This window comes from Staphylococcus sp. HMSC055A09, from assembly GCF_001809655.1.
Taxonomy (GTDB): domain Bacteria; phylum Bacillota; class Bacilli; order Staphylococcales; family Staphylococcaceae; genus Staphylococcus; species Staphylococcus capitis.
In genome coordinates this window covers 380,142-403,024 of record NZ_KV798369.1, presented here as the reverse complement: position 1 = coordinate 403,024, position 22,883 = coordinate 380,142, and the positions used below count along the sequence as shown (strand labels likewise).

General features: G+C 32.1%; 19 protein-coding genes. 3 read left to right on the top strand and 16 right to left on the bottom strand.

Features of this window, described 5'->3' with window-relative positions; translation table 11 throughout:
- Positions 1-10: 10 nt before the first annotated feature.
- From HMPREF2642_RS07530 to HMPREF2642_RS07500, 7 genes are all read right to left on the bottom strand, one after another.
- Complete coding sequence (locus tag HMPREF2642_RS07530; protein ID WP_030065128.1) at positions 11-1,519, bottom strand: bifunctional metallophosphatase/5'-nucleotidase; 1,509 nt, start codon at positions 1,517-1,519, stop codon at positions 11-13.
- Between the two features lie 178 nt (positions 1,520-1,697).
- Positions 1,698-3,056 (bottom strand): TrkH family potassium uptake protein, encoded by a 1,359-nt coding sequence (locus HMPREF2642_RS07525; RefSeq protein WP_002469916.1) that lies wholly within the window; start codon positions 3,054-3,056, stop codon positions 1,698-1,700.
- A gap of 17 nt (positions 3,057-3,073) precedes the next feature.
- Complete coding sequence (locus HMPREF2642_RS07520) at positions 3,074-5,014, bottom strand: S1C family serine protease (RefSeq protein WP_030065125.1); 1,941 nt, start codon at positions 5,012-5,014, stop codon at positions 3,074-3,076.
- A gap of 215 nt (positions 5,015-5,229) precedes the next feature.
- Positions 5,230-6,030, bottom strand: coding sequence for a TerC family protein (locus HMPREF2642_RS07515; protein ID WP_002432975.1), 801 nt, complete (start codon positions 6,028-6,030; stop codon positions 5,230-5,232).
- A gap of 317 nt (positions 6,031-6,347) precedes the next feature.
- Positions 6,348-7,910, bottom strand: a complete 1,563-nt coding sequence (locus HMPREF2642_RS07510; protein ID WP_070597760.1) for a peptide chain release factor 3 — start codon at positions 7,908-7,910, stop codon at positions 6,348-6,350.
- 14 nt (positions 7,911-7,924) lie between these two features.
- Positions 7,925-8,164: a YueH family protein gene (locus HMPREF2642_RS07505; RefSeq protein WP_030065122.1), complete on the bottom strand. Its 240-nt coding sequence runs from the start codon at positions 8,162-8,164 to the stop codon at positions 7,925-7,927.
- A complete protein-coding gene (locus HMPREF2642_RS07500; RefSeq protein WP_023350574.1) occupies positions 8,154-9,638 on the bottom strand; it encodes a UDP-N-acetylmuramoyl-L-alanyl-D-glutamate--L-lysine ligase in 1,485 nt (494 codons plus the stop codon). The genes HMPREF2642_RS07505 and HMPREF2642_RS07500 overlap by 11 nt, the downstream gene beginning before the upstream one ends.
- Before the next feature lie 538 nt (positions 9,639-10,176).
- On the opposite strand from HMPREF2642_RS07500, the gene HMPREF2642_RS07495 reads away from it, so the two are divergent.
- Positions 10,177-11,352: a diglucosyl diacylglycerol synthase gene (locus HMPREF2642_RS07495; RefSeq protein ID WP_030065118.1), complete on the top strand. Its 1,176-nt coding sequence runs from the start codon at positions 10,177-10,179 to the stop codon at positions 11,350-11,352.
- Positions 11,330-12,520, top strand: a complete 1,191-nt coding sequence (gene ltaA, locus HMPREF2642_RS07490; RefSeq protein WP_023350575.1) for a lipoteichoic acid biosynthesis MFS flippase LtaA — start codon at positions 11,330-11,332, stop codon at positions 12,518-12,520. The genes HMPREF2642_RS07495 and ltaA overlap by 23 nt, the downstream gene beginning before the upstream one ends.
- A gap of 151 nt (positions 12,521-12,671) precedes the next feature.
- On the opposite strand, the gene HMPREF2642_RS07485 is transcribed toward ltaA, so the two are convergent.
- Together HMPREF2642_RS07485 and HMPREF2642_RS07480 are read right to left on the bottom strand one after the other, a co-directional pair.
- Positions 12,672-13,181 (bottom strand): YjcG family protein, encoded by a 510-nt coding sequence (locus HMPREF2642_RS07485; RefSeq protein ID WP_070597759.1) that lies wholly within the window; start codon positions 13,179-13,181, stop codon positions 12,672-12,674.
- Positions 13,182-13,339: 158 nt separating this feature from the next.
- Entirely contained in the window at positions 13,340-14,086 is a 747-nt protein-coding gene (locus HMPREF2642_RS07480; RefSeq protein ID WP_030065115.1) for an esterase family protein, read from the bottom strand.
- Between the two features lie 264 nt (positions 14,087-14,350).
- Here HMPREF2642_RS07480 and cozEa point away from each other — a divergent pair, with 264 nt between their 5' ends.
- On the top strand, positions 14,351-15,442 hold the full coding sequence (gene cozEa / locus HMPREF2642_RS07475; RefSeq protein WP_002433349.1) for a lipoteichoic acid biosynthesis protein CozEa: 1,092 nt from the start codon (positions 14,351-14,353) through the stop codon (positions 15,440-15,442).
- A 181-nt stretch (positions 15,443-15,623) separates the two neighbouring features.
- Here the strand turns inward: cozEa and fabI are convergent, their stop codons facing one another.
- The 7 genes from fabI to HMPREF2642_RS07440 all read right to left on the bottom strand — a co-directional run bounded on the left by fabI (position 15,624) and on the right by HMPREF2642_RS07440 (position 22,686).
- Positions 15,624-16,394: an enoyl-ACP reductase FabI gene (gene fabI / locus HMPREF2642_RS07470; protein ID WP_002433356.1), complete on the bottom strand. Its 771-nt coding sequence runs from the start codon at positions 16,392-16,394 to the stop codon at positions 15,624-15,626.
- A gap of 354 nt (positions 16,395-16,748) precedes the next feature.
- Positions 16,749-18,593 (bottom strand): monovalent cation:proton antiporter family protein, encoded by a 1,845-nt coding sequence (locus tag HMPREF2642_RS07465; RefSeq protein ID WP_030065112.1) that lies wholly within the window; start codon positions 18,591-18,593, stop codon positions 16,749-16,751.
- Between the two features lie 8 nt (positions 18,594-18,601).
- Positions 18,602-19,987, bottom strand: coding sequence for a magnesium transporter (mgtE, locus tag HMPREF2642_RS07460; RefSeq protein ID WP_023350579.1), 1,386 nt, complete (start codon positions 19,985-19,987; stop codon positions 18,602-18,604).
- Positions 19,988-20,012: 25 nt separating this feature from the next.
- Complete coding sequence (locus HMPREF2642_RS07455) at positions 20,013-20,867, bottom strand: RluA family pseudouridine synthase (protein ID WP_030065110.1); 855 nt, start codon at positions 20,865-20,867, stop codon at positions 20,013-20,015.
- Positions 20,864-21,673 (bottom strand): NAD kinase, encoded by an 810-nt coding sequence (locus HMPREF2642_RS07450; RefSeq protein ID WP_030065108.1) that lies wholly within the window; start codon positions 21,671-21,673, stop codon positions 20,864-20,866. The genes HMPREF2642_RS07455 and HMPREF2642_RS07450 overlap by 4 nt, the downstream gene beginning before the upstream one ends.
- A gap of 13 nt (positions 21,674-21,686) precedes the next feature.
- On the bottom strand, positions 21,687-22,322 hold the full coding sequence (locus tag HMPREF2642_RS07445) for a GTP diphosphokinase (protein WP_002433078.1): 636 nt from the start codon (positions 22,320-22,322) through the stop codon (positions 21,687-21,689).
- A 16-nt stretch (positions 22,323-22,338) separates the two neighbouring features.
- Positions 22,339-22,686, bottom strand: coding sequence for a UPF0738 family protein (locus tag HMPREF2642_RS07440; RefSeq protein WP_002433336.1), 348 nt, complete (start codon positions 22,684-22,686; stop codon positions 22,339-22,341).
- Between the last annotated feature and the right edge of the window lie 197 nt (positions 22,687-22,883).

Sequence of the window (22,883 nt, the reverse complement as noted above, 5' to 3'; positions counted from 1 at the left end):
GAGAGACAAATTAGAGATTAACTTTAAAATTATTCATTACTTTAACATTGTAATCTGCATTTTTCAGATTATTTCTAATCAGTCCCCCCATTGTTTCATCATGAGTTTCATGAACAATCGCATCTTTCAAGTAATCTTTGTAATTTCTATAACAATAATCTGTCATGGTGATTCTATACATTTGATTCTCATCTATATTATCTATTTTAACTCTGTGGTATGGCTGTTGTTTCATATCGACTGTATAATTAATACCTTGCCAGAATGTAAACAACGTTTCATCAATAATTGTTAAACTTAATTTTCCTTGTTCGAATTCTATATGGGAATAGCTATACTCTAGAATATCTTTTATGTTTTTCCCTCTTACCGTTAGATCAACAGGTTTGTCTGGATGTGGATATGCCTCATATAAATCCCTATTGCGAATAACTCCACCTAGTCCTTCCTCTCCGTTTATAGGTAGGTGCACACATGAGATTTTATAATCATACGCAGCTTTTATACCATCATGAAGTAATTGAGCAAATGGATGTGGCTGACAAATAATGTCTTCAATACTATCAATAATTAGATTAAATTTGTTATTAGATATAATTTCATCTGCCCAATACTCTACAGCTTTACGATCATAATGCGTCTCATTTAGTAAATCTTGATCTTCATTATAGTCATTTAAATCTATCACTTTTGATTTGATATTCTCTATTTCATATGAACTCGTACGCTTTTTAAAATGAATTGATAAATGTACTAACTCTTCAGCATTTTGACCTGCTTGTACATAAACTGTTTCATGATCTTTACCAACAATAGTTTGATGTTGATGAGCTGTAATAATTAAGTCTATAACACCCAATTCTTCCATAATTTTTTCAGCTTCGTTCGCATTTCTTTCGTTTCGTTTACTCTTATTACTTATTTTATTAAGACCACCATGATAAATAACTATAAGAAAATCTGGCTCCTCAACTTCATGAATATATCTAATCCAACGCTTAGCTGAGAGAAGCGTCTTTTCAATACTGACATCATCTTCCATTTCAGCATATTCATTTTTCATTAAACCATCAGCTGTTAATCCGACAATAGCTATCTTTAAATCATCATAGTTTTTAATTGTATATGGTGTTGAAAAATATGGCTCACGCGTCACTGTGTACTCTATATTTGCTGATAACCAAGGAAAACGGGCTAACGCAACTGAACGCGTCAAGAATGACAAACCAAATTTAAATTCATTAGGGCTTATCCCACTAGCATCGTATTGCATAGCATTCATTAATTTAATCATAGGGTGACGCTTATAAGGAGCTACTACCGCATAATAAAATGCTGCTAACGAACCTGCTAAGCTACCTCCACTATCAAGTAAAATAACATGCTTATTTTGTTTACGAGCATCTTTGACATATGTGCCTGCTCTGTAGATATTTGATCCATAGTCCCCGTTTAAGAAGTGACTATGCATATCTGAGGTTGCAATCACATCTACAGTAATATTTTCATTTTTTTCCATCTAGCCACTCCTCTCATTAAAGTAAGTTTAACATGTAAATATCTTGTAGTGTAATTAATATAAAAGTAATTCAAATCATGCCTTTGGAAAACAAAACACAATAATTAATAAAAACTTATCTAAACATAAAAACACTTCTGATAAATAGTATTCATTTACCAGAAGTATTTTATAAAAATTATCCTATTTGAATTCGTTCTTTAGGATAGCTAAATTTATCAGGTTCTTTACGTCCAGCTAAAATAATAATAAATGATATCAAGCCGACTCGCCCGATAAACATCAGAATCATTAGTACAATTTTAGTTAAATTACTAATATTATCAGTTGCACCTAAACTTAAGCCACACGTACCGAATGCTGACATTACCTCAAAAAAGATTTGAATAAATGTCAATTTACCTTGTTCAGTAGCAGCAATAATAATCATACTTACAAAAGTTAGAATTGATGCCATTGTAAATACCGCAAAGGAACGTTGAATATCCATAATATGAATTTCTCTATTAAAGGCTTTGATACCTGTTTTATCAGCAGTATTATTAAAATTAATAATAAAAAGAATAAGAATAGCAAAAGTCGTTGTACGGATACCTCCACCAACCGAACTTGGAGAGGACCCAATAAACATTAATATGCTCATTATAATATTTGTGGCATCACTGAAATGTGACACATCAATTGTTTGTAAACCAGCACTACGTGTAGTCGCAGACTGGAATAATGAATCAAATAGAGCCTGATGCCAACTCAAACCCTTGAAGGCATGGTTATGTTCTAATAACAATATAGATAGTACACCGAATACAAATAAAAATAGATATGTAGACGTTGTTATTTTAGTGAATAATGAGAATCTAAAATTAGTTACTCTATTTTTTATGTATGCTTTAAGTTCGAGAAGAACCGGAAATCCAATCGAACCTAAAACAATTAGAAACATAACTATTGTTTGAACAAAATAATCTTTTGCATATGGCACAAGAGATTCTCCCGTTATATCTAAACCACCATTTGTTGTAGCAGAAACCGATACAAACACACCTTGCATAAAAGCGTGTTTTAAATCAGGATTATCTCGATAAAAGTAAAATGCTAATAATAATGCGCCTACAAGTTCAATTACAAATATTGTTCTTACAATCTCTAAAATCAATTTTACAGTACCACTCATCGTGTCTTTATTATTATCTAACATGATAAGTTGTCGTTCTCTTATACCAATGTGCTTACCCAACACTACCCAGAGTAATGTACCGATAGCCATGACACCTATTCCACCTATATTTAAAATAATCAAAATGATTATTTGTCCAAAGGTAGAATAAGTATCAACTATATTTACTGGTGTTAATCCTGTCACACTAATTCCAGAAACCGCAACAAACAATGTATCTATAGGATTAACATCAACTCCATGTTTATGTACAAAAGGTAAATTTAATAATAGAAATGCAACCACAATGGCAAAGAGATAATAAAGAACAATCCCTTGTTGAGGACTTGATTTCTTAAGTAATTGACTTAATATAGACATAAATTTCACCTCAACGTTTATTTCAGTTTAATTTGAATAGTTTTTTCTGTACCATTTCTATAGATTTTAGCTGTTAAAGTTTTTAAATCATCTCTATGGCTAAAAATAATTTGTCTATAGCGTAAATTATCTTCAACGGTTTTACCATCTAATTCTACTATTACATCATCTTTTTTCAACCCTGATTTTTCACCTAAGCTATTTTCTTTAACATCATTAACAAGCACACCATTGTTAACACTTGATGGAAGGTTGGCTTCCTCTCGTTCTTCACTTGAAATATCTGCTACATTTTTTATTTTTATACCAGTGTTAGGGTATTGCACTTTTCCTTTGTCTTCTAATTGTTGTGCTATTTTACGTACATCATTAATCGGAATTGCAAAGGCCATACCCTCTACATTTTCCATATCTATCTTCAACGAAATAATACCTATAAGTCTACCATCTTTATCTACTACAGCTCCTCCAGAGTTACCTGGATTAACTGGGGCATCAACTTGAAATGCTTTCATCAACACATCATAACTGTTGTCTTTATCTATATCCACAGGTACATGACGATCTAAACCTGAGATAATCCCTTTAGAAACACTGCCTTTAAAATCTACTCCTAAAGGATTACCAACTACTAATATTGATTCTCCTAATACTAAGTTATTTGAATCACCTAAAGTTATTGGTTTCATACTTTCATCTGATAAGTTAGCTTTTACAACAGCAATATCAGACCATTTGTCTTTGCCAACCACTTTTCCTTCAACAGACTTATTATTATTGTATGTAACTTTCTGTTTATCTTTATCTCCGACTACGTGAGCATTCGTTAAAATATAAATAGAGTCGCCTACTTTTTTGTAGACGACACCCGAACCAATTTCATTATCTGAACCTGATTTACTTTTAGGAATAGTAGTATTATTAGATACATTGTTTTGAACAGTTACTACTGATTTGACAGAGTTATTAGCGTTTTTCATTGTAGTTGTATAATTCTTGTCATTTCCATTAAAAGCACTATCATTAGTATGATCATTTTTATTAACTGTTGTAAATATAGCATTTAATATAAGTAATAATAAGATAATACCTATGATAATTAAAAGTTTTGGCCAGTGTTCTTTAAAGAAAGCAATTATTGCATTCTTGATGTATTCAAAATTATCATTTTTATTACTCGTTTTTAGAGAATCTTTCTTTGAATTTTTATCATAACCTTTATCATCATTTTCCTTATCATCTGAATGATGATTTATAGATGAATATGGCTTTTCTTTGTTTTGTTCAGAATCTAAATGACGCTCATCATTATTTTTTCTCTTATCTGTTATATCATTAGAAGTTTCTATCTGATTATTGTTCTCATAATCACTATCTTTAGTGCTAACCTCTTTTTTATCTGTTGTTTCATTTATACTAGACTGTTCTTGTTGAACGTTGTCATCATTTTCTTTAGCGGTTTTAGCGGTTTTAGCGGTTTTGTCTTCCCCCTCTAAGTCCTTCGGTTGGTTAGTGATTGAATATGGCACTCTTGTTTCTTTATGATTATGATTTACTTGTTCATCTTCAACTTCACTTCGTGGTCTATCCTCTGAAGTTAAATGTGTTTGAGTGTGATCACTTAATTCTTTAGAATTAGAAGATTTTTTGCTCATTGAAGAAGGTTTTAATGCATCTGTTTGATTGGTCTCTTCATGTCTATTTTTTTGCCTTTGATTTGCTATTTCGTGTTGTTGTTGAATTTCTTCTTGAGTTAATTTCTCAATTCTTGCTTTACGTAAATTATCTTTAACGCGTTCTTCGTTAACCTTGGATTGTTGTTTTTCTTTAGCAACTTGCTGTTTTAGAGCTTCTCGTTCACGTTTAATACGTTCTTCTCTTTCTTCATTATGAAAATATTCACGTCGCTTTCGACGATACTGACTACGGGGTATGACTTGTTTTTTATCATTATCCAATTGATGACCCACTCCTATATTCACTTATATTAGTTAAATATGTAAAAATTATTAAATTTTAGTTATTTCTAAGGTTTTCAATACAGTATTATCGAGTTTGATTATAGTTTAAATTTTAATATTTTAACTATAAAACTGCAATGTTCAATATAACAAAGTTAAAAATAAACTCCACTCAAAAGGTTAGATGAGTGGAGCAATGTTTAAATAATAAACTATTTATTCTTCTTTTTGTTTTTAATGACAGAAGTAAACCATCCTATAATCACTAGTAAAATTAGCACTGCCCAGAAAATGGATTGCCATAAAGCACCATGAGGGAATTCTTCTGGTAAAACGCCAATATCAGGATGCGCAAGAACCATTACAACTAATTTAATACCAACCCAACCAACGATGGCAAAGGCTGCTCCCTCTAAACCTGGATATTTATTTAATAATTCAACGAACCAATTTGCAGCAAATCTCATAAGAATGACACCAATCATGCCACCTAAGAACATTACTATAAATTGACCTAAGTCCATTCCACCGAAGTGAATCCCCATCTTAGGTAATGTCACTGCTATAGCTAAAGCAGCTAACATTGAATCAATAGCAAAGGCAATATCTGCAAATTCTACTTTGAAAACTGTGCCCCAAAATGCTTTAGGCCCAACTTTCTTTTCATTTCCTGAATCATCATAGTGATGATCATCACCTGAGTCTTTATGATGCTCTTCTTCTGATTTATGGAAGAAATCCCACAAATTCTTGATAGACATATAGATTAAATAGATTGCACCTGCAGCTTGAATCCACCAGAAATTCGCAATAATACTAATTAAGAATAAGGCTATAAATCTAAATATAAATGCTCCTAATAAACCATAAAACAATGCCTTCTTACGTTGTTCTGGTGGTAAGTGTTTTACCATTACAGCCATAACTATTGCGTTATCAGCTGCTAATAAACCTTCTAAGAACACAAGCACTAAGAGTACCCATAAATAAGGTAAAATCAAACTTGGATCCATAGTGGACAACTCCTTTATTAAAAAATACAAATAAAGAGACCTATGCTAAATAATAGCAAAGGTCTCACTAAGCAATTGTATTGCCCACTTTACCGGAAGACTTACCTTCGTAATGACGATAAAGTGTTAAATAGTAGTTGCTAATAATTAAAGTTCTACTATCCTCTAGTTACTCCCCTCTGACAAAGTCGTCATAGGTATTCATTTGTTAATAATAGTATACATAGATTGTACAAGTAACACAATCTAAATCGTATCTACTTCGTTTAATATGTTCTTAAAGAATACCCCGTTGTCAATAAAGTTAAACTCAAAACTTATAATAAACTATATAACTTAATATCAGGGAATTTCTCTTCAAACCAACGAGTAGCAAATTCATTTTCAAATAAGAAGACAAAGTTGTCATAGCGGTCTTTCACTAATATAGAACGTGAAGTGTTCATATTATCTTTAATATCTTCTTCATTTTCTATCCATCGCGCGATTTTTCTTCCGACTGGTTCCATTACTACATCAACATTGTATTCATTCTTCATACGGTGCTCGAACACTTCAAATTGTAATTGACCTACAGCACCAAGAATAATTTGATTGGTGTGTAGCGTTTTATAATATTGGATTGCACCTTCTTGTACAAGTTGTTCAATACCTTTATGGAAATGTTTTTGTTTCATCACGTTTTTAGCTGAAACTTTCATAAAGATTTCAGGCGTAAATTGAGGTAAATCTTGGAAACTATATTTTTGCTTAGCACCGACAAGTGTGTCCCCTATTTGATAATTACCTGTATCGTATAAACCAATAATATCACCAGCTACAGCGTGGTTAACAGTTTCTTTATCATCCGCCATGAATGAAGTAGAACGTGTTATTTTTTGTTTCTTACTTGTTCTCTGTAATGTTACATCCATACCACGTTCAAAGGCACCACTTACAACACGCATAAACGCAATTCGGTCTCTGTGTTTAGGATCCATATTCGCTTGTATTTTGAAAATAAATCCTGAGAAGTCTGTATCAAATGGACTTACTTCAACATCTTCATTTGTTTGACAAGCGTTAGGCATCGGTGCGTGGTCAACATAAGCGTTTAAGAAGTTTTGAACACCAAAGTTAGCTAAAGCTGAACCAAAGAAAACTGGTGTGAGCTCACCGTTTAGTAACGCATCATTATCAAATTCTTCGCCCGCTTCTTCCACAAGCATCATTTCTTCAATAGCTTGTTCAAAGGCACTATCATTTTTAATATCATGATCTTCTTCTAATTCGTAATCATCATTGAGATGTAATAGATTTTCTTCATCTCTAAATGGCTCAATAGTTTTAGTCGCTCTATCTATAATACCGAAGAAATTTTGACCCATACCCACAGGCCAGTTCATTGGATACGTTTCAATATTTAATGTTTCTTCAATTTCATCTAACAATTCAAATGGTTCTTTACCAACTCGGTCAAGTTTATTGATGAACGTAAATATAGGAATACCTCTCATTTTACATACTTTGAAAAGTTTTAAAGTTTGAGGTTCAATACCTTTTGCGCAGTCAATGACCATGACAGCACTATCTACTGCCATAAGAGTACGGTACGTATCTTCAGAGAAGTCTTCGTGTCCTGGTGTATCTAAAATGTTAATTTTATAATCATCATAATCAAATTGCATAACTGAACTAGTTACAGAAATACCACGTTCTTGTTCTACTTTCATCCAGTCACTTGTAGCGAATTTCCCTGTTTTCTTACCTTTAACAGTACCAGCTTCTCTAATCGCTCCACTGAAGTATAATAATTTTTCAGTTAAGGTAGTTTTACCAGCATCCGGATGCGAGATGATGGCAAATGTTTTTCTTGACTCTACTTCTTCCTTTAAATTCATTCATCATTCTCCTTTTAGTTTGTTGCTATCCAATCACAAATGTCACGTGCGAGTGCATCGGCTTCATTTTCAGTATAAAAATTAAAAAATTGCATTAATAATTCATCATGTAAATCATTAACAGTTAAGTCGAGGGGCAGTTCTACAGACCAAAATAAGTCAGGAATCGCTATCAACATAACGCCTCTATCGCTATTTTGATAGAAATAAATATTTATTATTAGTTCATTATACTGAAGTTGCTTAATCTTCAACAGGTCCACCGCCGAATTTCTTATAAGCAGCTTCTAATCCAATTAAATCATCTCTATGAGGAACTTTCACATGGCCAGGCATAATTTGATAAGGTTCTCTTCCTTTAGATGCTAATACTACTGTATCTCCAGGTTCAGCAACATCTATTGCATGTTTAATGCCTTCAGCGCGATCATCAAATTCGACATAATTATCATGAGTTGCACCTTTAGCTAACTCAGCTGTAAGCATTTTAGGATCGTCATTTGCAGGATTATCAGGAGTAAAGATAACATAATCTGCACGACATGCTACGCTACCCATCTCAGGTGTTTTAGTCATGTCTCTTTCTCCAGCCATACCAACTAAGAAAATCAATTTCTGTTTAACAAAAGGTTTCACAGCGTCAATCAATTTATTCATACCATCTGCTGTATGAGCGTAATCAATAATTAAATCAATTGGTAATGAAGGATCGAGTACCTCTAATCGTCCTTCTACGGGTTCAAGAGAAGTTACCGCATTAATAATTTCTTCCATAGAAGCGCCTTTACTCCAAACTGCAATGATAGCAGCCATAATATTAGAGATATTGAATCGACCTACATATGGTGATTTAACTCGATAATCTCCAAATGGTGTACTTAAATCAAACTCCACACCCTGTAACGATTCATTAATATTCTTAGCCATAAATTGAGCTTCGTTATCTATGCCATATGTAAACACTTCATAAGGTGTCACACTTGCTAAATAATGAGAGAAATCATCGTCATTATTAAGTACGACGTATTTTTCTTTAGCTAAATCTTCACCAAGTTGGCTAAATAATAATGATTTCGCGTGGCCGTATGCTTCCATAGTGCCGTGAAAATCTAAGTGATCTTGTGTTAGATTTGAGAAAATCGCAACATCAAATTCTACACCTCTTAACCGACCAAGTGATAAACCATGACTCGATACTTCCATTGTCATAGCTTCGGCATCAGCATCAACTGCTTCTTTAATCTTTTTAGTTAATGAAACTGTTTCAGGCGTTGTGTTGGCACCTTTAGTCTTTGTTTCATTGATTTGGAATCCATTGGTACCTAAATAGGCACTATTTTTATTTAATTTTCTATAAATGAGATGAATCATTGTTGCAATTGATGTTTTTCCGTTAGTCCCCGTGACACCATATGTAGTCAACTGATGACTTGGAAAATCAAATAACGTATGTGCTAGTAAACTAGCTACTCTTAATGTATCTGGAACAACAACTTGAGTCACTTCCCCATCAAGTTCAAGTTCCCTGTTTACCACTACAATACTACAACCTTGTTCAATTACATTTTGACAAAATTTATGACTATCTACCGTATATCCTTTAGATGCTACGAAAATACTTCCTTCTTTAGCTGTACGTGAATCAGTAGTAATATCATCTACATTTTTATCTAGTGTTCCAATTACATTTTTTACTCTTATTTTCTCGAACAACGCACTCGCATTCAAAATGTATCGCTCCTTTTTTTACAATAATTCTATTATACACATTTTACTAGTGTTGATAAATTTATTCTTATTTATTGAGGTTCGTTATTAAAATAAAGTCCTTCTATATTTAATAGGAGGTAAAAATTTAATTAAAAATATTCTTCATTGTAAAATTAAGTCAATTTTTATTAAGCTTAAGTAAAAATATCTTAAAAATATTTCTATAGCCCCAATCATCCCAATACATTTCCCTTAATTAATGCTAGTATGAAAGTAGATTAAGAAAATATAAAGTTTTTAATAAGTTTATTTTGTGTTAGTACGAAGTTTAGATTGAGTAATTAAAAATTTATTTTGAAGATGAGTGTGGTATAATGCATAAATAAAAATTTAAATTACTTAGTTTACATAGTTAATTCATGAATTTGAAATGTGTTGCACACTGTATTTATCATGCTAAGAAGCGACAACTTCATGTCGCTTAATTCCTTTTATAATGTATGAAAATACGTTACACTTATTATAAATTTTAAAAATTAATGGAGGGTGGCTATAAATGGTTACTCAAAATAAAAAGATATTGATTATTACTGGATCATTTGGTAACGGTCATATGCAAGTCACACAAAGTATTGTCAACCAATTGAATGAAATGAATTTAGATCATTTATCAGTAATACAACATGATTTATTTATGGAAGCTCACCCAATTATGACTTCTATTTGTAAAAAATGGTATATCAATAGCTTTAAATATTTTAGAAATATGTATAAACGTTTTTATTATAGCCGCCCTAACGAGCTTGATAAATGTTTTTATAAATATTACGGATTAAATAAATTAATCAACTTACTCATAAAAGAAAAACCAGATTTAATACTTTTAACATTCCCTACACCTGTCATGTCAGTACTTACTGAGCAATTTAATATTAATATTCCAATTGCAACTGTTATGACAGATTATCGCATGCATAAAAATTGGATTACCCCAGATTCTCAAAGATATTACGTTGCTACAGAGGATACTAAAGATGATTTCGTTGAAGCAGGCGTGCCAGCTTCTCATATAAAAGTAACTGGAATCCCTATTGCTGATAAGTTTGAAGACTCCATTGATAAAGAAGCTTGGTTGTCTAAGCATCATTTAGATCCAAACAAACCAACTATCTTAATGTCAGCAGGTGCATTTGGAGTTTCTAAAGGTTTCGATTATATGATTAATGAAATCTTAGAAAAAAGTCCTCACTCTCAAATAGTGATGATATGCGGACGTAGTAAAGAACTGAAACGCTCTTTAAAAGCAAAATTCAAACATAATCCAAACGTTTTAATTTTGGGTTATACCGACTATATGAATGAATGGATGGCTTCAAGTCAATTGATGATTACTAAACCAGGTGGAATTACAATTTCTGAAGGACTCACTCGTTGCATTCCAATGATTTTCTTAAATCCAGCACCTGGTCAAGAACTTGAAAATGCTCATTATTTCGAAGATAAAGGGTTCGGTAAAATTGCTGACACACCAAATGAAGCCATCGATATCGTATCTCATTTAACAAATCATGAAGACAGACTAGAAGCTATGACTAATCAAATGCGATTATCAAAAGTAAGTTATTCTACTCAGAAGCTATGTAGAGATTTATTAGATTTAATTGGTCACTCATCTCAACCAGAAGAAATCTACGGAAAGGTTCCTTTATATGCAAGATTCTTCGTTAAATAATTACTCCAATAACAAAAATTTTGTTATTATGTTAGTTATTTTATTCTTAATGGAATTTGCACGAGGCATGTACATACTTAGCTATATTAACTTCTTGCCAACAGTGACGTCGATTGCAATCGCAATTACTTCATTTGCATTTTCTATACATTTTATAGCTGATGCAGCAACAAATTTTGTTATCGGATTTTTACTTAAGAAATTTGGTGCAAAGATTGTTTTAACTGCAGGCTTTTTACTCGCATTTGTAAGTTTGTTTCTAGTCATCTGGTTCCCAGCATCACCATTCGTAATCATATTTAGTTCTATTATGCTAGGAATAGCCGTTAGTCCGATATGGGTCATCATGTTATCAAGTGTTGAAGAGAATAATCGTGGTAAGCAAATGGGGTATGTATACTTCTCATGGTTACTAGGTTTATTAGTCGGCATGGTCGTAATGAACTTGTTAATCAAAGTACACCCTACTCACTTTGCTTTCATGATGTCTCTCGTAGTTCTTATCGCATGGGTATTATATTATTTTGTTAATATACAATTAACGAATTATAATACGAAACCTGTCTCAGAACAGCTTAAACAAATCGTTGATGTTACAAAACGACATCTCGTATTATTTCCTGGGATATTACTACAAGGTGCAGCAATTTCAGCATTAGTGCCTATACTTCCTAAATACGCTACAAAAGTAATCAAAGTTTCTACCGTTGAATACACTATTGCAATCATTATAGGTGGTATTGGTTGTGCATTTTCAATGTTGTTCTTATCAAAGATTATTGATAATAATAGTCGTGGATTTATGTATACCATTATCTTTGGTGGTTTCATATTATATACGTTATTAATATTTGCTTTATCATTGTTAACTAATATCTACTTAGTTTGGGTAATAGGTCTCTTTATTGGATTAATGTATGGAATACTTTTACCTGCGTGGAATACTTTTATGGCTGGTCATATTAATCCTGAAGAACAAGAAGAAACTTGGGGCGTATTTAATAGTGTTCAAGGGTTTGGATCTATGATTGGACCATTAGTTGGTGGATTAATCACTCAATTTACAAATAATTTAAATAATACATTTTACTTCTCAGCTATGATTTTCCTATCTTTAGCTGTATTCTATGGTTATTACTTTATAAGTAGTAGACAAAAAAGGAAATAAAGTATTTCGAAGCCTATTGATGAATTTTCATGGATAGGCTTTTCTTTGGCTTAATGTACTTCTTTTTTCATTTGAGATAAAACATAAAAATCCGCTACAAAAAAAGGATGAATCGACACCCCTGTACAATTCATCCAATCATTTATATTAATTATCCTAACTCAAATGTTTCTACTACTGTCCATTTATCGTCTCCTTCACTATATTGTAATAAAGAAAGTTCGTTAATTGTCTCTTTATGGTCTACCCCTGCTAATTTTACTTGACCATAGATATCTTCAAATTCTTGACTTGATAAGCCTTGTGCAATTGTAAAGTGCGGAACAAATGGATGTTCAGCCTTACCATAAAACTCGTCAGTATTGAATTGATCAAAAAGTTTTTCTAAAGAATCAGTTTTAGCTACTTTGAAGTAAATAACATTAGTTGTTGGTGCAAAACTTGAAGCTTTCGTTGCATGAACATCAACTGGTTGAATGTCACTAATACGTTTTTTCACTTCTTCTTTAATAGAATCTAATTCATTATCATCAATTTCAAATTGAGATTTAATTGTTATATGAGGCATGATTTGTGCATAATGCGTATCATAGCGTTTACGATAAGCATTCACCTCTTCTTGGAATGACTTAGACGGAACTAATGCTAATCCTAGAATCATTTAAATTCCTCCTTTGTTTAACATATTTCCATTATATCAAAATTTTTTGAAAACCGTTACTTTTAAAGTGAAAACAATTACATTTCTGAAATATCTACATTTAGTAAGATTTATATTTATAGCCTTCACTAATAGAGTATAAATATTAGGGAGAACGCTTAATCTAGAATGACATCACTCAAGAAATATTCAAGAATATCTCCTAATAATGGTTTCCATGATTTCCAACTATGCCCACCCTCGAACTCAGTATAGTAATAATCAACATCATAATCTTTAATAAGGTCAGCTAATTCACGGTTAGGCGTAAGAAAATTAGCACGTTTACCATTTGTAGGTAATGTGAAGTCTTCCTCTTCTAAGCCAATTGCGTGCCACAGTGTAAGTTGATTTCTATTATCACAATTAACTACTTTTTGTTTAACATTATCGTCATACATTGGGCTTAGCATTGCTGCCTGACTAAATATAGTTGGATATGTTAGAGCAGTCATTAAAGCGATACTACCAGCCAAACTATCTCCAATTAACAATCGAGCATTACCTACTTTATAAGTTGGAAAAGTAGAATCAATAAAAGGTAATATTTCTTTACCAATTGCTTGAACTGTCAAATGTGAACGACTGCCTGATGGATGAAACTCTTCTCGTCGTTTATCAATATCTTCATAATGAAACCCGACGATAATTGCTCTTTGAATAGAATTATCCTTTCTCAACTGTTCGTATGTACGTTGAATTCTACCGAATCTTAAGAAATCTAATCCATCAAAGCATATAATAACTTGATACTTAAACAACTCAGTATATTCTTCAGGTAAATAAATGGAGAGTGTTACATCTCTATCTAGAATGTCACTGTGTATTACTTTTTTATTTATTTTTCCAGCGTTAAACTCTGTCATATGCGTATGCCCCCTCATAGTAGTATTATCATTGTATCAAGACTTGTAACACATTTAAATTCTCTAAAATGATTTTAAGCAGAATCCTCAGTATCTTATTACTAATTTTCAAGATATGGAGAACCTTTTAAAAAAATTAAGCGAAAGCTGTTTCATAGCGCCTTTAACTATGATTTATAAAGTATTTTCCCTTTTTTAAGATATGGTTTTAAGATATACTTATTAAGAATAAATAAAAGTATTACTATAGGAGGAAAGAGGTTTATGTTAAATAAAGTTTGGTTTAGAACCGGCATATTTATTATCATGCTGTTCATACTCATCAAACTATTTATGGAAGTACATGAAGTATTTACACCTATTGCGACGATTATCGGCTCTGTATTCCTTCCATTCCTAATCAGTGGTTTTCTATTTTACATATGTTTACCTTTTCAAAATATTTTGGAAAGATGGGGATTTCCACGTTGGGCAAGTATTTTAACGATATTTATCGGGTTAATTGCAATTATAGCAATTGTGGTTTCATTTATCGCACCGATTATTATTTCGAATATTAATAATTTAATTAAACAGACACCAGCGTTACAAAAAGAAGCTGAACATATTATTAATTTCTCTTTAAAACAAATGGACAAATTACCTGATGATGTGACTCATCGTATTAATAAGGCTGTTAGATCTGTAGGTGATGGCGCAACATCAGTTTTATCTAACTCAGTCACTTACATTACATCATTCATTTCAACAGTTTTCTTATTAATCATGGTACCTTTCTTCTTAATTTATATGTTGAAAGATCATGAGAAATTTATTCCAGCTATAGGGAAATTTTTCAAAGGTGAACGAAAAGTATTCATCGTAGATTTATTAAAAGATTTAAACTTCACTTTAAAATCATATATTCAAGGTCAAGTAACAGTCAGTGTGATTCTAGGTATTATTCTTTACATCGGTTATACAATCATAGGATTACCATACACACCATTACTTGTTTTATTTGCAGGTGTGGCAAATTTAATTCCTTTCCTAGGTCCATGGCTCTCATTTACACCCGCGGCTATTCTTGGCATCATTGAAGGCCCAACAACATTTATATGGGTTTGTGTTGTTACATTAATAGCACAACAACTTGAAGGAAACGTAATTACTCCTAATGTTATGGGTAAATCATTAAGTATTCACCCACTTACAATTATTGTTGTTATCTTAGCTGCAGGAGATTTAGGTGGATTTACATTAATTCTAATAGCTGTTCCATTATATGCAGTAATTAAAACATTAGTTAGCAACATCTTTAAATATCGTCAAAGAATTATTGATAAAGCAAACAGTGACGTTAAAGATATTAAATAAACAGTTCCAACATCGCTTACTTTTTTCGAGTAAGTGATGTTTTTTATTGAAAACGTCTAAACCCACTAATGCAATATCACTAACACTTCAATTTAACAACGGCATACTTAATGTATCGTTAATAAGCAATATTAAAAAGCGATTGAGTCAATTACTCAACCGCTTCAAATATTATGCATTGTTATTTAATTGCGTGGAACCCACTGTCAACATGGATATTTTCACCAGTTACACCGCTTGATAAATCACTTAATAAGTAAGCTGCCGTTTTACCTACTTCTTCTTGATCAACGTTTCGTTTTAATGGTGCACGTTCTTCAATCTCTTTAAGGATTGTATTGAAGCCACCTACACCCTTCGCGCTTAGAGTACGAATTGGTCCTGCAGAAATAGCATTCACACGAATATTATCTTCACCTAAATCAAGCGCTAAATATTTAACATTTGCTTCTAAGCTTGCTTTAGCAACACCCATGACGTTGTAGTTTTGAACAGCAAACTCACCACCAAGATAAGTTGTTGCAACGATACTTCCACCTTCTGGCATAAGCTTTTTAGCTTCATGCGCAACGATTGTTAAAGAATAAGAACTAATATCTTGTGCAAGTAAGAAGCCATCACGTGAAGTTTCATTGAAGCGTCCTCTTAAGTCTTCCATATTAGCAAACGCAATTGAATGATAAACGCCGTCAATATTTCCTACTTCTTCACCAATTTTAGCGAAACCATTAATAACATCTTCATCACTTTGTACGTCAATTTGATATAAATAATGTTCAGATTGATTTAATTGTTCTAATAATTTTTCTAATTCTTTACGGCTACGATCTTTACGATATGTAAATACTAACTTTGCACCTAATTTGTCTAATACCTTAGCTACACCAAATCCGATACTACGTTTGTTTGCAATACCCATGATGACATATGTTTTGTTCTCTAAATTTAACATTACAGTATAACTCCTTAATAAAAATCAATTCTTTTTTCAACGGTTATAAAATTGTTTCTTAAATAACCCTTCTACCATAATTAGTTTAACACTTTTAGTACCTGATAATAAAGTATTTTAGACCTTGATTAATGTTCAGACAATGTGGTTTATTCTATGATAAACAAATATAAGAATATAGAAAATTTAGAAGTTTGTAACTCAAGTTCTACACTCCTAATAGCGCAATAAATTATCGAAACTGGATTAATAATAATTAAGCCTACAATTGGATTGGTTTAAAATCCAATTATAGGCGTTAATACTAATGTTTGTTTTCTAACTTCCACCTTAAAGATATTTAAAGCTGTAGATTTAATAATAGAATTCTAATTCTTGTTTAAGTTCATCAACGTATTCTTTCGAACCAGTCACAATAAGACGATCTTTATAACGTAGTTGTGTATCACCATGAGGTACTAATGATTCATTATTACGTACTATTCGTACGAATATGATGTCGCCTCCAAATGGGAAATTACGCAGTTGTATATTTTCATAATGATGATTTAACATTTGAATTTCGTAAAGAGATGTTTCTACATTGCTTAAAAGGTTTAGCATATTTGGAGTTTCGATCAAACCTTTTAGTAAAATTTTATTACTTAGATAATTACTAAACACCTCAATGCCTTGCGCTTTAATTTCCGCGTCTTCATTAGAGCTTTCTAATTTACAAATCACACGGTCGACACCGTATTTCTTTGCCATTAATGCTACATTCCTATTAATATCATCATCATTAGTTGCGCATACTACGATGTCTTTTTCGAATAAACCTAAACGAGCTAATAAACTCTCTTCATAATCGGCAATTTCTACCATTGTAATTTCGTCAGATAATTTTCTGCTATCACTTAAATCCTTACGGTAATATAACGAAATATTATACAACTGTGATGTTAAATTTTGAGCAATCGGAATAGTTAACTGATTCTTACCAATTAAACTCACTTCAATTCGACGATTAACCTCATTGGGTATTGGGAACAACTTTTTAAAAACGATAGGCACAAATACACAAGTAATGACCGCACTTAAAATTAATATACCTGAGGTCTCAGCTGAAATCGTTTTAAGTTGTTCTGCGATTTTCGCAGCCGCTATGACTAAAGATAAAGTTGAAGTTAATAAAAATGCTGAAGCAATCGTCGTTTTAGTATCAAACCAACGTTTTATAAATAAAACTGGGATAAGCTTTGACACTACAAAAGCTATGATGAGCACTGGAATAATTAAGAGCAGAGATGGTTCTTTAATTAAAGATGGTATATTGAGATCTACACCCACCATAATAAAGAATATTGGAATAAAGAATCCATATCCAAATGAATCTAATTTTTCCACCATTTCTTCATCGGGATTTAATAATGAGACAACAACACCGGCTAGGAATGCACCTAGAATATACTCTGCACCTACACCTTCAGCAAGTGCTACTAATAAAATTATTAATGCAAAGACTGCACGAATCCCAATTTGAGTTGTGCCATCCATTAATTTTTGTAAAAATGACATGCGTTTAAATACGCCACCGAGTATGTAGAAAATAATTGTAAATACTATGAGTATTCCAGTTAACCATATCGTACTGCCTCCATGGCCATTAATAGCGCCATAAACAGTTAATAAAAGCATCGTTACAAGATCAGCTAAAACTGCAACTAAAAGTATAAATTGACCTATTGTTGTACGCATGATATTCATTTCTTTAAGTGTTGGTACGACAACGCCTAAAGAAATAGTTGATATAATGATGACCATTAATAATACATCATCTACTAAACCTAACCATTTAAAAGCGTAAGCCAAGATGATAGAAATCAACATGATAAAACCAAATACAGTTAAAGCTAAATTTAAATGACTTGGTAAATTCTTTTCTTGTTTATTCTTTCCTTGTCTAGAACGTGAATCTTTTTTAAATGCTTTAAAATCAATTTCCAATCCACTTAAAAACATTAAAAATATAAAGCCTAAAGTAGATAATATGTTTAGTACAGAATCTCTTTCCACAATATTAAGGAAAGAATGACCTATGACAATACCCATTAAGATTTCTGCCACTACCACAGGCAGAAAATTAATGTTAAGTCGGTTAACGATAATAGGAGTTAAAAATGCAGCAACAACTACGATAACTAATGATAAAAACTCCATGCGACCTCCTAAGTTAAATATGACATAAATGATGTTGCTAAACCGAAGTAAATTAACATACTTACAATATCATTTATAGTAGTAATGAAAGGACCACTTGCAACTGCTGGGTCTATTTTAAATTTATTCATGATTAATGGAATCATAGAGCCAACTAATGTTCCGACAGTCATTGCACATGTAAGGCTGCCTCCAACTATTAGTGCTAATAAAGGTTGTCTATATATAACTACAATAATTAAGAATAGTACCACTGAACAAACTAAACCAGATAAAAATCCACTTCCAGCTTCTCTTAAAGCTATTTTAAATTTACTTTGTTCATTAATTTCACCAGTAGAAATATTACGTACTGAAACGGCTAAGGATTGAGTACCTGAATTACCAGACATACCACTAATAATTGGAATAAACGCAGCTAATAAAGCGACTTGAGATAATGTATCTTCAAAACTTCCTAAAATAGTAGCAGTAATCATTCCTAAGAAAGTTAAGACAATTAGCCAAGGAAGTCGTTTACTGGCTGTTTTGATAACTGAATCACTTGTAGAGTCAATATCAGATACACCGGCTAAACGAGAGTAGTCTTCACTTGCCTCTTCATCCATTACGTCTAAAATATCATCAATAGTAATGATACCTAATAGGTGGTTCTGATAATCAACAACTGGCACTGCAATAAAATCATAATCTCTTATGACCTGAGCAACATCTTCTTGGTCATCAGCCACATTCACACTAATGACACGTTCGCTCATCACATCTTCAATATAAGAATCATTTTCAGCAGTTATCAAATCTCTTAAAGAGAAAACTCCTACCAGTTGTCCCGCTTCATTAACAGCGAAAATAACATAAATCGTTTCAGCATCAGGTGCTTGTTCTTTTACATGCATTAACGCTTCTTTCACTGGTGTTGTGGATTTTAATGAGATATATTCCGTTGTCATGATACCGCCAGCTGTATCTTCTTCGTAATGTAATAAAGCTTTTATTTCATTAGCTTCATCTTTATCCATTAATGTTAGTAAGCTAGCGACTTTAGATTTTGATAATTTATTTAAAATATCAACTGAGTTATCATAAGACATTTCCTCTAATACATGACTTGCATAATTGGCATTAATTTTATCGAAAAGTTCTTCGTAATCTTCATCATCAATATCTAATTGATCAAAGAAATTAGCAACTTCTTTAGGTGATAAGAACTCAAATATTTTTTGTCTATTATTATCATCCGTGTCTTCAAAGTATTCACTTTGATCGTAATTATGCATTGCTAAAAATTCATCTCTAAATTGGTCGATGTCATTTCCATCTAATAATCTATTTAATAATTCTTCATCATATACGTCTTCGCGCACTTTATCTTTAATCTCTGTGTCGTTAGACAATATTCACACCTCCAAAGCATATTTATTATAGCACGTTAAATAATTGAATTAATTGTTTGTAATCAACATTTATTGTGATTTTATTATGTTTTATGGGATGAACGAACTTAAGTGAACAACATTGTAAACTTTGCCCCTCAACTAGACGATGTATGCCACCATATAAATCATCTCCTACTATTGGGTGACCCATAAATTGGAAATGAACTCTGATTTGATGGGTTCGTCCTGTATGAAGTTTCACTTTACATAAACTCAAGTTATTATTTTGAGCGATAGTGTAATAACTAGTCTTAGCATATTTTCCTTTGTCAGAGACTTTTCTTGTAATAATACTTTCGTTGTCTCTAGCAATTGGTGCTTCTATAACACCTTCAGATTGAGTACGACCATAAGCTAAACATATATATTCTTTTTCAAATTTCACCTTTGAAAATAAATGATGAATGTGTCCAAACTTGGCAAATAAGACGAGCCCTGATGTATTACGATCTAATCTAGTAACAATGTGCGGATTTGTCTGCTCATCTTTATTCATCAAATAAGCTAATACTTGCTCTACTAAACTCTCATGAGGATGTTCCCTTGAAGGTGCACAGTTTTGTAATTGAGGTTTATTAACTATAAGTATAAATTCATCTTCGTATACGATATCTAAAGGTTTTGGATAAGGTAACAAATTTGAACTCGGTGTTTCAATTGGCATATGAACTTCAAAGTGATCTCCGATAGCCATCTCTTTTCTAACTGTTACAGAACGTCCATTTACAGATAAAGCGCCATTATGTTTAATGGCGCTAATCGTCTTTTTAGAGTAATCATTTCTCTGTAAGAAAGATTTAACAGTTTCTGATTTCTCGATAACATATTTGAAAATCATCTTTCATCATCACTTGATATGAATGAATCATGAACTCTTTTCCAAAAAGGAAATGGTCGAAATCTAGCAAACCTTACTTTTTCATTTGCTACTCTAAATTGAATGGCATTTACATTTTTATGTTTAATACTTACGTGATCAATAGTTGTCCTAATCGTGTCATGATTAACAGGCGTAATTAAACAAGTATGATGTTTAGGTAGAACTAAAGGAGATCCTACTGTTCTAAAAACCCTATTATTAATAGAAGCTATTTCAGCAATTTGCATTGCTTCTAATGATGGATGTATAAGCGCTCCGCCTAAGGCTTTATTGTAAGCAGTTGAACCAGACGGTGTTGATATACATAATCCATCTCCCCTAAATCGCTCAAAATGTTTACCACGTATATTAACGTCCACAACTAATGTTGAACCATTTTCTGTTTTCATTGTAGCTTCATTTAAAGCAAGATATCGTGTTTCATATCCATTGTCGTTATACCTCACAATTAGTTCTAATAATGGATATTCTATCACTTGAAATTCAGTATTATTTATTTCAATAATCAACTTCTCAACTTCATGAGGTAACCAGTCTGCATAAAAACCTAAATGACCGGTGTGAATCCCTACAAAGGCGACTTTTGATAACATATGACTATATTGATGAAATGCCTGTAGTAACGTTCCATCACCACCAACAGATATGACAATTTCAGGATTTTCACTATCCTCTACCATTTGAAAATCCTTCATATGATTAATCATTTTATGCTTTAATGCATTCGATTTCGAATCACCTTTAGTTAGGATTGTATAACGCATCATCTACACCTCATTAGTCATTTTCATGTTTCTTCGCACGTTTCTGAGTATAATACTTCTGTGCCTCTTGAATTTCATCTTTTATTTCAGACATTTCTTCATCTAATAAATATGCTGCTTCTGCTGCTCTTTCCAAACGATGTTGTATTTCATCAGGATAGTCTCCATCGTATTTATAACGAAGAGTATGTTCTATTGTAGCCCAGAAATTCATAGCTAACGTTCTTATTTGAATCTCAGCTAGAATATGTTTTTGTCCGTTTAATGTTTCAATAGGATATTTAATAATTACATGATAGGAACGATAGCCACTTTCTTTAGTATTACGGATATAATCTCGTTCTTCTACGACTTTGAAGTCTCTTCGTTGCCTTAATATATTAACAACAATATCAATATCATCCACGAACTGGCACATCATTCTTAATCCAGCAATGTCATACATTTCTTCATGTAAGCGGTCGAACGGAATACCTCTTTTATTTGCCTTATCGATAACACTTGATATAGGTTTAACTCTTCCTGTAACAAACTCGATAGGTGACGTGTGTTCACCTACTTCATATTGCTTACGCAAACCTTTAAGTTTTACCTTTAATTCATCTACCGCTTGTTTATAAGGTGTTAAAAATTGATCCCACTGGTTCATTTTGTTTCACTCCGCTTCACTCTAGTTCGAAAGTTTTTTCAACAGCTGAAACAAACTCCTTACCATAGTTATTATTTCCTTCAATATTTTCTAATATGTAATCTAGTTCTTCTTGGAAATGTTTCAATTCTAAATCGTTATTGATGATAATCTTCTTATCTCTATTTTCATGTAACAGTGACCATGTCTCTTGCACAAAGATTAGATAAGAATACGATTCACCGTCATCTAATAGATATGCGAATCCATAATTATCACTATCAACAAGCATTTGTCCAACTTCCTCTAGACCATCTGTTGGGTCCTCTGAGAAGCAATAAATGCCATCATCTTTAACTTTAATTTCATTTATATAAATACGCATGCCCGTCTTCCTCCTTATTCCATACTAGTTTAACATAATATACGCTTACAAAACACGCCACAACTTGCATTGAAATCTTAGATTAAATTACAGATTTTCATTTTCTTTCAAGTAATTTATATATTCCGAAGTCTACATACGTTATAAGTTAATTTTCAGAGTTAAAACGACTTCACAAAATTTTTCACAAACTTAAA

What these genes read in the sequence shown, in the direction of transcription:
- HMPREF2642_RS07515 (WP_002432975.1), bottom strand. Translation starts at nt 6,030, where the DNA reads ATGGATCCAAGTTTGATTTTACCTTATTTATGGGTACTCTTAGTGCTT.
- HMPREF2642_RS07480 (WP_030065115.1), bottom strand. Translation starts at nt 14,086, where the DNA reads ATGACAGAGTTTAACGCTGGAAAAATAAATAAAAAAGTAATACACAGT.
- HMPREF2642_RS07485 (WP_070597759.1), bottom strand. Translation starts at nt 13,181, where the DNA reads ATGATTCTAGGATTAGCATTAGTTCCGTCTAAGTCATTCCAAGAAGAG.
- HMPREF2642_RS07455 (WP_030065110.1), bottom strand. Translation starts at nt 20,867, where the DNA reads ATGATTTTCAAATATGTTATCGAGAAATCAGAAACTGTTAAATCTTTC.
- HMPREF2642_RS07465 (WP_030065112.1), bottom strand. Translation starts at nt 18,593, where the DNA reads ATGGAGTTTTTATCATTAGTTATCGTAGTTGTTGCTGCATTTTTAACT.
- HMPREF2642_RS07450 (WP_030065108.1), bottom strand. Translation starts at nt 21,673, where the DNA reads ATGCGTTATACAATCCTAACTAAAGGTGATTCGAAATCGAATGCATTA.
- ltaA (WP_023350575.1), top strand. Translation starts at nt 11,330, where the DNA reads ATGCAAGATTCTTCGTTAAATAATTACTCCAATAACAAAAATTTTGTT.
- fabI (WP_002433356.1), bottom strand. Translation starts at nt 16,394, where the DNA reads ATGTTAAATTTAGAGAACAAAACATATGTCATCATGGGTATTGCAAAC.
- cozEa (WP_002433349.1), top strand. Translation starts at nt 14,351, where the DNA reads ATGTTAAATAAAGTTTGGTTTAGAACCGGCATATTTATTATCATGCTG.
- HMPREF2642_RS07530 (WP_030065128.1), bottom strand. Translation starts at nt 1,519, where the DNA reads ATGGAAAAAAATGAAAATATTACTGTAGATGTGATTGCAACCTCAGAT.
- HMPREF2642_RS07495 (WP_030065118.1), top strand. Translation starts at nt 10,177, where the DNA reads ATGGTTACTCAAAATAAAAAGATATTGATTATTACTGGATCATTTGGT.
- HMPREF2642_RS07525 (WP_002469916.1), bottom strand. Translation starts at nt 3,056, where the DNA reads ATGTCTATATTAAGTCAATTACTTAAGAAATCAAGTCCTCAACAAGGG.
- HMPREF2642_RS07510 (WP_070597760.1), bottom strand. Translation starts at nt 7,910, where the DNA reads ATGAATTTAAAGGAAGAAGTAGAGTCAAGAAAAACATTTGCCATCATC.
- HMPREF2642_RS07440 (WP_002433336.1), bottom strand. Translation starts at nt 22,686, where the DNA reads ATGCGTATTTATATAAATGAAATTAAAGTTAAAGATGATGGCATTTAT.
- HMPREF2642_RS07445 (WP_002433078.1), bottom strand. Translation starts at nt 22,322, where the DNA reads ATGAACCAGTGGGATCAATTTTTAACACCTTATAAACAAGCGGTAGAT.